A 15,271-nucleotide genomic window follows, 5' to 3' on the forward strand; every position below is an offset into this window, starting at 1 on the left:
CGGCGCAGCGGATGCGAGCGACGCGGCAGGGTGCACCGCTGCACCTGCCGCTACCACGCCCACCGGACGACTGCCCGCAACGCGTCGACCACATCATCATCAAGACCACGCAGCGCTGCCCCCGCAGCCTGTTTCGCAATTCAAAGGGAGTGATCATGCAAACCACCATCCGTTCCGCCGGCACCGTGCCCGCCAACCGGCGTACACCGCTGGCCCATTGCCTGGCGTTGTCGCTGGCCCTGCTGGCCAACGCCGCGCATGCGCAGGAAGTGCGCAAGGCCGCCGATGGCGTCACCGTGGTGCCCAGCGCCAAGGGCGCTGCGCCGGTGCGCCTGCAGGTGGTCGATAGCGGCATCATCCGCGTCAGCGCGGACCCGGACGGCGACTTCGCGCGCAGCCCCAGCCTGATGCGCGTGCCGGTGCAGGGCGACAGCGCGTTCCAGATGTCCGAGCAGGGCGACAGCGTGCAGCTGAAGACCGGCAAGGTCACTGCCAGCATCTCCACCGTCGATGGCCGTGTCAGCTTTGCCGATGCCAACGGCAAGCCGGTGCTGTCGGAAGTGGCCGGCGGGCGCAGCTTTGCGCCGTTGAAGGTCGAGGGCAAGCAGTACCTGAGCGTGCGCCAGCGCTTCCAGTCGCCCGATGACGAAGCGCTGTACGGCTTCGGCCAGCACCAGCAGGGCTGGATGAACCAGAAGGGCCGCAACGTCGAGCTGCAGCAGAACAACATCGACATGGCGGTGCCGTACCTGGTGTCCAGCCGCAACTACGGCCTGCTGTGGGACAACAACTCGATCACCCGCCTGGGCGACCCGCGCGGCCTGCAGCCGCTGCCGAAAACGCTGAAGTTGTACGACGCCAAGGGCAAGGCCGGCGCGCTGACCGCACGCTATGCGATCAACGGCAAGCAAATCCTCGAACGCCGCGAGAGCGAGGTGAACTACCAGTACCTGAGCGATCTGCCCAAGTACCCGAAGAAAGCGATCACTAAGGACAAGAACAGCCGCATGCAAGTGACCTGGGAGGGCGAGATCGAAGCGCTCACCGATGGCGAACACACCTTCTCGCTGTATTCGAGCGAATACGCCAAGTTGTATGTGGACGGCAATCTGGTGATCGACCGCTGGCGCCAGAACTGGAACCCGTGGAATCACGAATTCAAGCTCGATCTGGAACCGGGCACGCGCCACACCGTCAAGATCGAATGGGATCTGATCGACCCCAGCTACATCGCACTGCTGCACCGCGACCCGCTGCCGGCAGCCGAAGCCAAGGACCTGTCGTTGTGGTCCGAAGCCGGCCAGATGATCGACTACTACTTCGTCTCCGCCGATTCGTACGACCAGGCCGTTGCCGGTTACCGCGAGCTGACCGGCAAGTCGACGATGCTGCCCAAGTGGGCCTACGGCTTCTGGCAGAGCCGCGAGCGCTACAAGAGCCAAGACGAGCTGGTGGGCGCGGTGGCCGAATACCGCAAGCGCAAGCTGTCGCTGGACAACATCGTGCTCGACTGGTCGTACTGGCCGGAAGATGCCTGGGGCTCGCACGATTTTGACAAGCAGCACTTCCCGGACCCGGACGGCATGGTCAAGGCCGTGCACGACATGCATGCGCAGATCATGATTTCGATCTGGCCCAAGTTCTATCCCACCACCGCCAACTACAAGGAACTGGACGCGGCCGGTTTCATGTTCAAGCGCAACGTGGAGGTCGGTGAGCTGGACTGGATCGGCAAGGGCTACAAGAACTCGTTCTACGACCCGTATTCGGAAAAGGCGCAGGCGATCTACTGGCGCCAGGTCAACGAAAAGCTCAACAGCAAGGGCTTCGATGCCTGGTGGATGGACGCCGACGAGCCGGACGTGCATTCGAATCTGGACATCGCCGAGCGCAAGGCACGCACCACGCCGAACGCGCTGGGCTCGTCCACCGAGTACTTCAACTCCTACCCGTTGCCGCACACCCATGGCGTGTACGTGGGCGACCGTGCGGCCGACGACAAGCGCGTGTTCATCCTCTCGCGCAAGGGCTATGCCGGCACCCAGCGCAATGCGGTGGCGGTGTGGAGCGGGGACATCGTGTCGCGCTGGGACGACATGCGCGACCAGATCTCCGGTGGCGTGAACATGGCGCTGTCGGGCCTGCCCAACTGGACCTTCGACATCGGCGGCTTTGCGGTGGAGAAGCGTTACGAAGACCAGGATCCGGCCCACCTGCCGGAATGGCGCGAGCTCAATACGCGCTGGTTCCAGTTCGGTGCGTTCGTGCCGATCTTCCGTTCGCACGGCCAGTTCCCGTATCGCGAAATCTGGAACATCGCACCGGAAGGGACGCCGTTCTACGAGAGCATGGCCTACTACAACCGTTTGCGTTATGCGCTGTTGCCGTACATCTACAGCCTGGCCGGCGACACCTACCAGCGCGATGGTGTGATCATGCGCGGCATGATGATGGACTTCCCGGATGACGCGAAGGTGCGCGACATCAACGACCAGTACCTGTTCGGGCCGGCCTTTCTGGTCGCACCGGTGACCCGCTTCGGCGCCACCTCGCGGCAGGTGTACCTGCCGGCCGGCAGCAGCTGGCTGGATTTCGCCACCGGCAAGCGTTACGAAGGTGGCCAGACCATCGAAGCGGCCGCGCCGATCGAACGCATGCCGCTGTTCGTGCGTGCCGGCTCCATCGTGCCGACCGGCCCGGTGCAGGAATACGTCGACCAGGTGCCGGATGCACCGCTCACCGTGGTGATCTACACCGGCGCCGATGGCCAGTTCTCGCTGTATGAAGACGATGGCAAAGGCTACGGCTACGAGAAGGGCGAGTTCAGCCGCATCCCGCTGGTCTGGAACCAGGCCAAGGGCGAACTGAGCATCGGCAAGCGCGAAGGCAGCTGGACCGGCATGCAGGCCAAACGCACCATCAACGTGCGCTTCGTCGACGGTCCACGCGACGATGCCGGCGCGCTCGCGCCCAAGACCGACGCCAGCATCCAGTACGACGGCAAGCCGGTCAGCGTGTTGCAGCGCAAGATTGCGTCGGGCAAAGCGCGTCGTCGATGATCGCAGGCTGTCTTCAGTCGATGAGCACCCAGATGCCGGAACGCCGCAAGGCAGGCGCGCGCGGTTCCGGCCAGGCAGCATGGCGGTTGCCGTGCTGACCCGTCGCGAGCTGTGCAAGGCAACCGGGGCCGCCATCGCGGTCCTGGGCGCCATGCCGGCGGCTGCACCGGCCGCGCAGGCTTCGAAACAATCCGCGCCCCCGCCCGTCGCGGCAGAAGAGGCCCTGCAGCTGTGGTATCGCGAGCCGGCCAATGAATGGGTGGAAGCCTTGCCGGTCGGCAATGGCCGACTCGGTGCGATGGTGTGGGGTGGTATCGCCCACGAGCGCCTGCAGCTCAACGAGGACACGCTCTACGCTGGCGGGCCCTACGATTCCACCAGCCCTGAGGCACTGGCCGCGTTGCCGCAGGTGCGTGCGCTGATCTTCGCCGGGCGCTACGCAGAGGCCGAACAACTGGCCGATGCAAAGCTGCTCTCGCGTCCGCTCAAGCAGATGCCGTATCAACCGGTGGGCGATCTGCTGCTGGATTTCGATCGCGCCGACGGCATCAGCGACTATCGCCGTCAGCTCGATCTGGACACCGCGGTGGCCACCACCACGTTCCGCTCCGGCGGCGCGGTGCATCGGCGCGAGGTATTCGTCTGCGCGCAAGCGCAATGCATCGTGGTACGGCTGTCGTGCGACCGCCCCGGCGGCATTTCGTTGCGTGTGGGCATCGACAGCCCGCAAACCGGCGAGGTCACCGCCGAGCAGGGCGGTTTGCTGTTCAGTGGTCGCAACGGCAGCTTCGCCGGCATCGAAGGCAAGCTGCGATTTGCCTTGCGGGTGCTGCCGCAGGTGCGCGGCGGCAAATTGAGCCAGGTGCGCGACCGTCTACGCATCGAGGCGGCCGACGAAGTGGTGTTGCTACTCAGCGCCGCGACCAGTTACCAACGCTTCGATGCGGTCGATGGCGATCCGCTCGCATTGACCGCCGCAAGCCTGCGCAAGGCTGCCAAGCTGGATTTCCCTGCACTGTTGCGTGCGCATGTGGCTGATCATCAACGCCTGTTCCGGCGCGTGGCGATCGACCTCGGCAGCAGCGATGCCATGCAGCTGCCCACCGACGAACGCGTGCAGCGGTTCGCGCAAGGCAATGATCCGGCATTGGCTGCGCTGTATCACCAATACGGACGCTACCTGCTGATCTGCAGCTCGCGGCCCGGCACCCAGCCGGCCAACCTGCAGGGCATCTGGAACGACCTGATGCAGCCGCCGTGGGAAAGCAAGTACACCATCAACATCAATACCGAGATGAACTACTGGCCCAGCGAGGCCTGCGCATTGCACGAATGCGTCGAACCGCTGGAAGCCATGCTGTTCGACCTTGCCCAGACCGGCGCGCATACCGCAAAGGCGCTCTACGATGCGCCGGGTTGGGTGGTGCACAACAATACCGATCTGTGGCGCCAGGCTGGCCCGATTGACGGTGCGCAGTGGAGCCTGTGGCCGATGGGCGGCGTGTGGCTGCTGCAGCAACTGTGGGACCGCTGGGATTACGGCCGCGACCGCGCTTACCTGGGCAAGATCTACCCGTTGTTCAAGGGCGCGGCGGAGTTCTTCGTTGCCACCTTGGTGCGCGACCCGCAGACCGGCGCGATGGTCACCAACCCCTCGATCTCGCCGGAAAACCAGCACCCGTTCGGCGCGGCCGTGTGCGCGGGGCCGACCATGGACGCGCAGCTGCTGCGCGACCTGTTTGCGCAATGCATCGCCATGAGCACGTTGCTCGGCATCGATGCGGAGTTCGCCCAGCAATTGGCCGCCTTGCGCGAGCAGTTGCCGCCCAACCGCATTGGCAAGGCCGGGCAGTTGCAGGAATGGCAGCAGGACTGGGACATGCACGCACCGGAGATGCACCACCGCCATGTCTCGCATCTGTACGCCTTGCATCCTTCGAGTCAGATCAATCTGCGCGATACCCCGGAGCTGGCTGCGGCCGCACGCCGCTCGCTGGAAATCCGTGGCGACAACACCACCGGTTGGGGCATCGGCTGGCGGCTGAATCTGTGGGCGCGGCTGGCCGACGGCGAGCATGCATACCGCATCCTGCAACTGCTGATTTCGCCCGAGCGCACCTATCCGAACCTGTTCGACGCGCATCCGCCGTTCCAGATCGATGGCAACTTCGGCGGCACCGCCGGCATCACCGAGATGCTGCTGCAAAGCTGGGGCGGTAGCGTGTTCCTGCTGCCTGCCTTGCCCAAGGCCTGGCCGCGCGGCAGCGTGCGCGGTTTGCGCGTGCGTGGCGGCGCCAGCGTGGATCTGGAATGGGAGGGCGGTCGCTTGCAACAGGCACGCTTGCACAGCGATCGTGGCGGGCGCTATCAACTGTCCTACGCAGGGCAGACCCTGGACCTGGAACTGGGCGCAGGCCGCACCCGGCAGGTGGGACTCAACAACAACCGATTGGTGACGCAATGAGCTTGTATGTAGGACTGGACGTGGGAACGCAGAGCGTCAAGCTGGTGGCCTACGATCCGCAGGAGCGCGCCGTGGTCGCCACCATCGCCGCGCCCATGGAGCTGATCAGCCGCGACGATGGCACCCGCGAACAACAGGCGCAGTGGTGGATCGACGGCATCGTGCATTGCTTCGCGCAGCTCGATGGCGAACAGCGTGCGCGCGTGCGCGGCATCTCCGTCTCCGGCCAACAACACGGCTTCGTGCCGGTGGCAGCCGACGGCAGCGTCACCGCGCCGGTCAAGCTGTGGTGCGATACCAGCACCGCGCTGGAATGCGACGAAATCATGGATGCCGTCGGCGGCGCCGCAGGCAGCGTGGCCGCGGCGGGCAACCCCATCATGGCCGGCTATACCGCCTCCAAATTGCCGTGGACGCGCAAGCATCGTCCCGAAGCGTATGCTGCGATGACCACGGTGATGCTGCCGCACGACTACATCAACTTCTGGCTCACTGGCGAGCGCTTTGCCGAAGTGGGCGATGCCTCCGGTACCGGCTGGCTGGACGTACGTACGCGACAGTGGTCCGAGCGCATGCTGAGCGCAGTGGATGCCCAGCGCGACCTGCGCGATGCGTTGCCGCCGCTGGTGGAGACCGGCGCGGTCTACGCGCTGTCCGATGCCGCCGCCCGGGCATTGAATCTGCCGGCCGGTGTGCGCGTCACCACCGGCGGCGGCGACAACATGATGGCCGCCATCGGCACCGGCAACGTGGTGCCAGGGCGCCTGACCATGAGCTTGGGCACCTCGGGCACCTTGTTCGCCTATGCCGACCACCCGGTAGTGGACGATGAGGCGCGCTGGGCTGCGTTCTGCTCCTCCAGCGGCGGCTGGTTGCCCTTGATCTGCACGATGAACTGTACCGTCGCGACCGAGGCGGTGATGCGCATGTTCTCCATCACCCGCGAGCAGACCGAAGCGATGATCGCCGACACGCCGCCGGGCGCCGACGGCCTGGTGCTGCTGCCATTCTTCAACGGCGAGCGCACCCCGGATCTGCCGGCCGCGCGCGGCTGCCTGTTCGGCATGGATCTGCACAACACCACCGCCGCGCATTTCTATCGCGCCGCGATGGAAGGTGCCACCTACAGCCTGCGCAACGGCTTCGATGCCTTCGTTGCTGCCGGGTTGCAGTTCGATACCATCCTGCTCACCGGCGGCGGCAGCAAGAGCGCACAGTGGCGGCAGATGGTGGCCGACATCTTCAACCTGCCGGTCGTCGTGCCGACCCAGCCCGAAGGCGCTGCGTTCGGTGCCGCGCTCCAGGCTTTGTGGGCCTGCGAGCGCGCCGACGGCGGCGATGCCGCATTGGCCGATGTGGTGCTGGAACACCTGCAGGTGGACGATGCGCTTGCCGCACGGCCCAACCCGCAGCGGGTGGCCCAGTATCAGCAGCACTACCAGACCTTCCTCAAGCACCTGCATGTCGTCAGCCCGCTCTATGCCGGTTGATCGATAATTTTTCGACAACTCCCCCAGCAGCAAGGACTTCACACCCCATGAGCAACACCGTGTACATCGGCGCGAAAGAATATTTCCCCGGCATCGGCAAGATCGGTTTCGAAGGCCGCGATTCGGACAACCCGCTCGCGTTCAAGGTCTACGACGCCAACAAGAAGATCGGCGACAAGAGCATGGCCGAGCACCTGCGCTTTGCCGTGGCCTACTGGCACAGCTTCTGCGGCAACGGCGCCGATCCGTTCGGCCCGGGCACGCGCGCGTATCCGTGGGACGTGGGCACTACCGCGTTGAACCGCGCCGAAGCCAAGGCCGACGCGGCGTTCGAGTTCTTCACCAAGCTCGGCGTGCCGTATTACTGCTTCCACGATATCGACCTGTCGCCTGATGCCGATGACATCGGCGAGTACGAAAAGAATCTCAAGCACATGGTGGGCATCGCCAAGCAGCGCCAGGCCGACACCGGCGTCAAGCTGTTGTGGGGCACCGCCAACCTCTTCTCGCACCCGCGCTACATGAATGGTGCCTCGACCAATCCGGACTTCAATGTGGTGGCGCGTGCGGCAGTGCAGGTCAAGGCCGCGATCGATGCGACCGTTGAACTCGGCGGCGAGAACTACGTGTTCTGGGGCGGCCGCGAAGGCTATGCCTGCCTGCACAACACGCAGATGAAGCGCGAGCAGGACAACATGGCGCGTTTCCTGACCCTGGCACGCGATTACGGTCGCGCGATCGGCTTCAAGGGCAACTTCCTGATCGAGCCCAAGCCGATGGAGCCGATGAAGCACCAGTACGATTTCGATAGCGCCACCGTAATCGGCTTCTTGCGTCAGCATGGCCTGGACCAGGATTTCAAGCTCAACATCGAAGCCAACCACGCCACGCTGTCGGGCCACAGCTTCGAGCATGACCTGCAGGTTGCCTCTGATGCCGGCCTGCTCGGCAGCATCGATGCCAACCGCGGCAACCCGCAGAACGGCTGGGACACCGACCAGTTCCCAACCGACCTGTACGACACCGTCGGCGCGATGCTGGTGGTGCTGCGGCAGGGCGGGCTGGCACCGGGCGGCTTGAACTTCGATGCCAAGGTGCGGCGCGAATCGTCCGACCCGCAGGACCTGTTCCTGGCGCATATCGGCGGCATGGACGCGTTCGCGCGCGGGCTGGAAGTGGCCAACGCACTGCTGACGTCTTCGCCGCTGGAGCAATGGCGCGCCGAGCGTTACGCCAGCTTCGACAGCGGCGCGGGCGCGGACTTTGCCGCAGGCAAGACCACGCTGGCGGACCTGGCCAAGCATGCGGCCGGCAATGCGCCCCAGCAGATCAGCGGGCGCCAGGAAGCGTACGAAAACCTGATCAATCAGTATCTGACGCGTTGATGTCCCGTGGCCGGCGGCGCACTGCGTCGCCGGCCGATGGCGGCCACCCCCGTGGACGCTCCCTTGCATGTTCCCAGGTGAACCCATGTCCAGTGTTTCCATTGACGGCGCCCCCGATGCCGGCGAGAACACCCGTTTCATCATCCTGATTAGTTGCGTGGCCACGATCGGTGGCTTCCTGTTCGGCTTCGACAGCGGCGTGATCAATGGCACCGTCGATGGCCTGAAACAGACCTTCCAGTCCACCGCCGCCGAGACCGGCTTCGAGGTCGCCTCGATGCTGCTGGGCTGCGCCATCGGCGCCTTCTTTGCCGGCCGTCTGGCCGACCGCTGGGGCCGTCGCGCGGTCCTGATCATTTCCGCAGCGCTGTTCCTGCTTTCGGCCATCGGCGCCGGCGCCTCGCACAGCTCTGCATTCTTCATCTTCGCCCGCGTGATGGGCGGCTTTGCGGTGGGCGCGGCCAGCGTCATTTCGCCGGCCTACATCGCCGAGGTCGCCTCCGCGCGTTACCGCGGGCGGCTCGCCACGATGCAGCAGATCGCCATCATCAGCGGGCTGTTCTGCGCGTTTCTGAGCAGCTACCTGCTGGCAAATGCCGCTGGTGCTTCCACCGAGCCGCTCTGGGCCGGGCAGGCGGCCTGGCGCTGGATGTTCTGGATGCAGGCGGTTCCCTCCATCCTGTTCCTGTTGCTGCTGTTGGTGATCCCGGAAAGCCCGCGCTACCTGGTGGTCAAGGGGCGCCGCGAGCAGGCGCTGGTGGTGCTCAAGCGTCTGTATGGCAACGCCGCCGCGCAGACCAAGCTGGGCGAGATTTCCGCCTCGATGGCGGCCGACCAGCACAAGCCCAAGTTCTCCGACCTGATCAACAAGGCCACCGGCAAGATCCGTCCCATCGTCTGGATCGGCATTGGCCTGGCGGTGTTCCAGCAGCTGGTGGGCATCAACGTGGTGTTCTACTACGGCGCGGTGTTGTGGCAGGCAGTGGGCTTCTCCGAGCAGGATGCGCTGTTGATCAACGTGCTTTCCGGCGGCCTCAGCATCGGTGCCTGCCTGGTCACCGTGATGCTGGTGGACAAGATCGGCCGCAAGCCGCTGTTGTGGATCGGCTCGGCCGGTATGGCGGTCTCGCTGGCCTTGGTGACCTACGCGTTTGCCACCGCCTCGCTGGATCTCAACGGCAAGCTTGCGATGTCCGACGCCATGGGCATGCTCGCCCTGGTGGCGGCCAACGTCTACGTGGTGTTCTTCAACGCCTCGTGGGGCCCGGTGATGTGGGTGATGCTGGGCGAAATGTTCCCCAACCAGATCCGCGGCTCGGGCCTGGCCATTGCCGGTGCCGCGCAGTGGACCTCCAACTTCGCCATCACCGTCAGCTTCCCGATCCTACTCGGCAGCATCGGGCTGGCCGGCGCCTACGGCATCTACACCGTCGCCGCCTTCATCTCGGTGTTCTTCGTGCTCAAGTACGTCTACGAGACCAAGGGCAAGGAGTTGGAGCAGATGGAGGGCTGAACTCGCTTCTCGTGCCGTAAGCTATGTGTGCTGCGAATAAGGCCGCCTTCTTGCGGCCTTATTCGTGTCTGTGAGCGTACGACGGTTGAGCACGAATCCATGCTACACATGCCCAGTCATTTCGGTGCGTGCTAGTTCCTTGATAGTCGCACAGACGCTTGTGGTTGCTGTCGAACGCCCAAGGTGTGCCGCCACTGCTTGTCCAAGGTATGCATCGCTGAGCGCTTCATTGCACCAGCGAAGTGCATGATGTCGTCACCAAGTCATGACGCGTCCCCGGTGATGCCTCGGCTTTTTCGCAATGTGTGCGCCACCGCTATACTCCGCTGGTCGATTCCCTCCAGACTAGGGCGCATCGTGAAACCAAGGAGTGGTGGTATGGCGGTAGCAAGAGAGCTTGTCAGAGGCGCGCTGATCAGTGTGTGCTATTGCTTTGCGTTCTTATCGCTCTGGTATTGCTCCATCGATCAGTGGTACTTGCCGGTCGGGCTACGCGTCGTCGCTCTACTATTCAGGCCTTACCGCGAGTGGCCCTTTCTCCTGGCAGGGGACGCAGCTGCGATGTTGTGGCTACGGGTGCCGCTTTCGCACACCCAGGGTTACGACCCGGCATGGGGCTATTTCAGTCCCTTTCTCCATGCACCCATGGTCGCGTTTGGAATCTGGGCTGCGCGTCGCTACTGCGCAACGCTAATCCAGCGGACTTCCTTGCTGATCCCGTTCGCCATTGCGATTGCGTTTTGCAATTCTTTATGGAGCATCGTTCTCAACGCCTCACTCGATGGCCCCTCAACAGCCTATACAGGCCAATTTCTGATTCGCTATTGGTTGGGGAGTTATCAGGGAATACTGAGCTTTCTGCTTCCTGTCCTGCTTTGGTCCCCGCAGAGGCGCGGGCCCGCCCGAGCGGACTTGCCGAGAGATCTGGCTCTCTCTGTCGTCCTAATCCTGGTGTTGTTCTACATCCTTGCCTATACGCAGGATATATGGGCTCGAAAGCTGTTGATGGCAGCACTGATCGGGCCTGCCATTTTTTTGACCCGCAACCATGGCTGGATAGGTACCGCATTAGGTACGTTGCTAGCCAACTTTGCGCTGGCGATCACGTTACCTAAGACATACGAGATCGGCTATTACAATGCAGCGTTGTTCGATGTTCAAATCTTGCACGTCATTGTTAGCGCCATTCTCTTTTCCGTAGGTGCGAAATTCACCAGGCCTGTGAGGCGATTCGAGACGATCCGACGAGTCAGGGTCGATGCGCAGCGTGCCATCCAGGAAAGCTACCTCTCCGCTGAGAGGATGCTGAGGAATCGAGTTGTTGAGTATTCCGACATCAATGTTCAGGTAAACAGACTGCGGAAATCGGTGATTGCAGACCTGCGTGCTCGGGGGAATCATGCCGCCGCAATGGAGATCACTCGTCTCGCCGTGCTCGAGTCTCAACTACTACATGAGTATGTGGGGGCGCTGTACCCGCTCGAGATCGAAACGCACGGACTCTTCCGATCGTTATGTTCGGCAACCTTTGAGCGGCTGAATGCAACTAGGGTCGCCTGTCTTTTGCAGGGGGATTGCCAGCTACTGTCACTTGGGTTGCAGCTGGCCGCCTATCGCTGTGTGCTTAACGCAATGGAACTTCTTCCCGCCGCGGGCAAGCATTTCATTCATGCGCGCGCTTGGCGTGGTAGAGGTGCGCAAGGGGTGGTGGTAAGAGTATTTGCCGATACGTCGGTAGTGGATTCGCCGCGGCGCGAATCACCGGATGCGGAGGCGGAACTTCGCGCTCGTCTGAAGGCGCATGGCGGTATGTTCCGTCGCCGCCATGCGCTGGTGGTTAGTTTCCTGGTGGCAGAAGTGCCTCCGGTTACTGCGACGGAGAAACCTTCCAATGTTCCTCGTTGGCTTGCCGCTCGACTTGCACAGTGAAATGCGCGGTCCGGTAAATCATGCGTGCATTGGCGCTTGGCTCCGCGTTTGCCGCCGACGTAGGGCTGCCCCAAAGTGTGTTAGCGGAAGGTACGGAGACACGGTCTGCGTCCTTGCCCATTGGAAGTACCCACATCGCGTTGTCGATGCGTGCAACGACCGCTCGGACCCCTCCGCTTGCGTCGTTGATCTGCAGGTAGGTCACACCGTCGCGCTGGAACTCGTAAATCGGCCAGGCAGGATCTAGCGTGAGGTTCGCCGCTGCTGCGGGACTACGCTCGCCAAGTCCGGTTGTGGCGCTGGCGCCTACGCCACCTGCGCAGCACCCGCCGCTTTGAGCCAGTACAGGACCACTGAGCAGAAGTCCGGCCACTACGCAAAGATACTTGAGCTGGTTTTTCTTCGTTCGCATGATTTTTCGCCTCTCCCTGCTAGGGGCATTTCTGCCTGCGATTCAGGCCAGCCTACGGTACGTCTATTCGGTGTATCGGTGTCGATGTTTTATCGAAAGTCCGTGAGTTCAGGGGAGCTGCTTCCCTGGGTCCGTCGACAGCGCTGTAAAGGTCAAAAGGCGCCTTGAGCACTGGTTCGTAGGCCACCATGCATGTCGGTTTCGGGAACGGGGACCTCCTGCTGGCGACACTACGGATCAGTCATCAGGAGTGGCGTGTACCGAGCTGATGGCCTGCGCTTCTTTTTGACGCGCAGCCCTTGGCACAGGCATTCAACCTTTGCCGCCTCGGTGCATCAGAGCGCACGTCCTTACCGCCGGCACCGCCAGGCCAGTGCTTACGCCTTCCTGCCTGGGCCAGTCACGGATGCGTCGTCCATCCGTGGCAACCGCGCAAGTCGAAGAATTAGCCCGATTTTGGTTGCTGCTGCGCCCGCTCGAACCATGCAATGACCTGCGTGTGGTGCTGTGCTCCCCAGCGACGCAGGAACTGCTGGGTGTGGTGGTCGCCGGGGGCGCGTAAGGCGGCCAGGCGCTGGGCGATGAAGGCGGCCGTCAGCGGCTGGGCGCAATCCACTTCGATGCAGTGACGCCAAGCGTCGTAATTGGCGGGAACCGGGCCGATGGTCATGGGTGTCCTCGGGAAGATGAATGGCGACAAGCGCATGGCGCCTTCGACACTTGCGCCCTGTTCTAATTTGTTACTTTATAACAATCATCTTGATCGCTGTCGATATGTCGTGCCTTTCAGTCCTAGCGCCCCTTGTGTCTTTCAGCGTGATGCCCTTTACGCAGGGCAGGCACGCGATATCGCCATTGCCCGTCACCCTTGCAGGCCGACTGCATGAAGCGACGCGCGTTGTTGCAGGCCGCCGGCGCGGCCATGGCGCTTGCGCCGGGCCTGGTCAGGGCAGCAGGCCGGACCCGTCTGCAGGCGTGCTCGCTGCAGCGAGGCGATCAGGGCACGAAGTTGCGTTTGTCCCTTTCCGCGCCGACGCAGTACCACATGTTCTCGCTGACGGGCCCGCAGCGGCTGGTCATCGATCTGGGACAAGTGGCACCTGCGCTGCCACCAATCGCAGCGATTGCCGATGGCGAGCCAGTGACCGGCATCCGCGCGGGTGTGCATGGCGACGGCGTGCGCGTGGTGCTCGATCTGACCCGGCCAGTGGCCGCGCAGCCGCGCTGGCAAGGCGGCGAGCTGCTGGTCGATCTGGGCGGCGAGGCGGCAGCGAAGACAGGTGAGGCGCCGGAGGTCAGCCATGTCGCCGATGCGCTCGGTCATCGGCTGCGCCCTTACGTGGTCGCGATCGACGCCGGCCACGGCGGCAAGGATCCGGGCGCGGTCAGTGCCGATGCGCGTTACGAAAAACATGTGGCGATGGCGATCGCTGCGCGGCTGCATCAGCGTCTGGCGGCCGATACGCGTTATCGGCCGACCATGATCCGTAGCGACGACCGCTTCGTGCCGCTGCACGAGCGCGTATTGATCGCCCATCGCCACAATGCGGACCTGTTCGTCTCCATCCATGCCGATGCCGCACCAACGCGCCAGGCGCGCGGCGCCTCGGTGTTTGCGCTGTCGCAGACTGGCGCCAGCTCCGCACTGGCGCATTGGATCGCCGATAGCGAAAACGCTGCCGACGACATGGGCGATACCGCGCGCCGGCTGCGCGTGCCGAGCAATCCGGTGCTGTCGCAGGTGCTGGCCGACCTGTCGTTGAGCGGCACCATCGCCAGCAGTGTGGCATTGGGCACGTTGATGTTGGAGCGCCTGCAGCAGGTGACGCGCCTGCATCAAGACCAGGTGGGGCAGGCCGGTTTTGCGGTGTTGAAGTCGCCGGACATTCCGTCGCTGCTGGTCGAAACCGGCTTCATGAGCAATCGCGACGATTGCAGCCGCCTGTGCAGCGATACGCATCAGGACGAACTCGCGCAGACATTGCATGCGGGAATCAACGACTACTTCGCTGCGTTTCCTGGCCGCGCCTGAGGCGCGGCCGTCACCTTTATCTTCGACGAGATCCCGATGTCCGCTACGCTTCCCGATGTTGCTGTGACCGAACCATCAGCACTGAGCGCGCCCCTGCGATGGGTGGGCATGCAGGACATCGCCATTCCCGTGAAGTTGGAGACCGGTGGCAGCCAGCTTGCCGCGCGCGCCAGCGTGCAGGTCGATCTGCCGCGGGCTGAGCTGAAAGGCATCCATATGTCGCGGCTGTACCGCCTGCTGGATACGCATCTGCAGCAGCCACTGTCGCCGGCCATGCTCTCCCAGTTATTGCAGGCGCTGATCGACAGCCATGCCGATTGCGCGAGCCGCGCCGCTCGGCTGACGCTGCGCTTCGAGCTGATGCTGCGCACGCCTGCCTTGCGCAGTGAGGGGCTGAGCGGCTGGCGTGCCTATCCGGTGCACATCGCCGCGCAGTGCAGGGCAGGGCGCACCACGCTCCAGCTCCAGGTGGAGGTGTTGTACGCCTCAACCTGCCCCTGTTCGGCATCGTTGTCTCGGCAGCTGCTGGGCGATGCATTCGCGCAGCAACATGCCGGGCGCGATGCGCTGGCGCTGCACGATGTTGTGCAATGGCTGCAGGCCCACGGTTCCTACGCCACGCCGCATAGCCAACGCAGTGTGGCGCAGGTACGCGTTGAGCTGCCCGCCGATACGCAGCGCTTGGAGATCCGCGAGTTGATCGGTGTGTGCGAGCAGGCATTGGCGACGCCGGTGCAGGCTGCGGTGCGGCGTACCGACGAGCAGGCGTTTGCGCGCTTGAATGGCGCAAACCTGATGTATGTCGAAGACGCAGCGCGCCGTCTGCGCAAGGTGCTGGCGGAGCACTACGCAGTCTTTCATGTGGCGGTACGCCATCTGGAAAGCCTGCATGCCCACGATGCGGTCGCCGAAACCGGTAGCGAGGCGGCCGACACACATCCGTTTGCCGAATAACGGGCAACATGCATTCTCCTCCGCGCAGGATGG

At 63.7% G+C, this 15,271-nt stretch carries 9 protein-coding genes; 8 read left to right on the forward strand and 1 reads right to left on the reverse strand.

Annotation, left to right across the window (positions count from 1 at the left end):
- Positions 1–155 precede the first annotated feature (155 nt).
- From FLG15_RS08705 to FLG15_RS08730, 6 genes are all read left to right on the forward strand, one after another.
- On the forward strand, positions 156–3,059 hold the full coding sequence (locus FLG15_RS08705; RefSeq protein WP_150145851.1) for a TIM-barrel domain-containing protein: 2,904 nt from the start codon (positions 156–158) through the stop codon (positions 3,057–3,059).
- A 79-nt stretch (positions 3,060–3,138) separates the two neighbouring features.
- On the forward strand, positions 3,139–5,523 hold the full coding sequence (locus FLG15_RS08710; protein WP_057679924.1) for a glycoside hydrolase family 95 protein: 2,385 nt from the start codon (positions 3,139–3,141) through the stop codon (positions 5,521–5,523).
- On the forward strand, positions 5,520–7,013 hold the full coding sequence (xylB, locus tag FLG15_RS08715; RefSeq protein ID WP_057679925.1) for a xylulokinase: 1,494 nt from the start codon (positions 5,520–5,522) through the stop codon (positions 7,011–7,013). Before FLG15_RS08710 ends, xylB begins: the two co-directional genes overlap by 4 nt.
- 47 nt (positions 7,014–7,060) lie before the next feature.
- Positions 7,061–8,398, forward strand: a complete 1,338-nt coding sequence (xylA, locus tag FLG15_RS08720; protein WP_150145853.1) for a xylose isomerase — start codon at positions 7,061–7,063, stop codon at positions 8,396–8,398.
- 85 nt (positions 8,399–8,483) lie between these two features.
- Positions 8,484–9,911: a sugar porter family MFS transporter gene (locus FLG15_RS08725; RefSeq protein ID WP_209228249.1), complete on the forward strand. Its 1,428-nt coding sequence runs from the start codon at positions 8,484–8,486 to the stop codon at positions 9,909–9,911.
- Between the two features lie 378 nt (positions 9,912–10,289).
- Complete coding sequence (locus FLG15_RS08730) at positions 10,290–11,840, forward strand: MASE1 domain-containing protein (RefSeq protein WP_150145857.1); 1,551 nt, start codon at positions 10,290–10,292, stop codon at positions 11,838–11,840.
- Between the two features lie 857 nt (positions 11,841–12,697).
- Here FLG15_RS08730 and FLG15_RS08740 read toward each other — a convergent pair.
- A complete protein-coding gene (locus FLG15_RS08740; RefSeq protein ID WP_017158035.1) occupies positions 12,698–12,922 on the reverse strand; it encodes a hypothetical protein in 225 nt (74 codons plus the stop codon).
- A 213-nt stretch (positions 12,923–13,135) separates the two neighbouring features.
- Between FLG15_RS08740 and FLG15_RS08745 the strand changes: the two genes are divergently transcribed.
- Positions 13,136–14,284, forward strand: coding sequence for an N-acetylmuramoyl-L-alanine amidase (locus tag FLG15_RS08745; protein WP_057678382.1), 1,149 nt, complete (start codon positions 13,136–13,138; stop codon positions 14,282–14,284).
- Positions 14,285–14,320: 36 nt separating this feature from the next.
- Positions 14,321–15,238, forward strand: coding sequence for a GTP cyclohydrolase FolE2 (gene folE2 / locus FLG15_RS08750; protein WP_057678379.1), 918 nt, complete (start codon positions 14,321–14,323; stop codon positions 15,236–15,238).
- Positions 15,239–15,271 lie beyond the last annotated feature (33 nt).

The organism is Xanthomonas phaseoli pv. dieffenbachiae (assembly GCF_008639345.1).
Taxonomy (GTDB): domain Bacteria; phylum Pseudomonadota; class Gammaproteobacteria; order Xanthomonadales; family Xanthomonadaceae; genus Xanthomonas; species Xanthomonas phaseoli.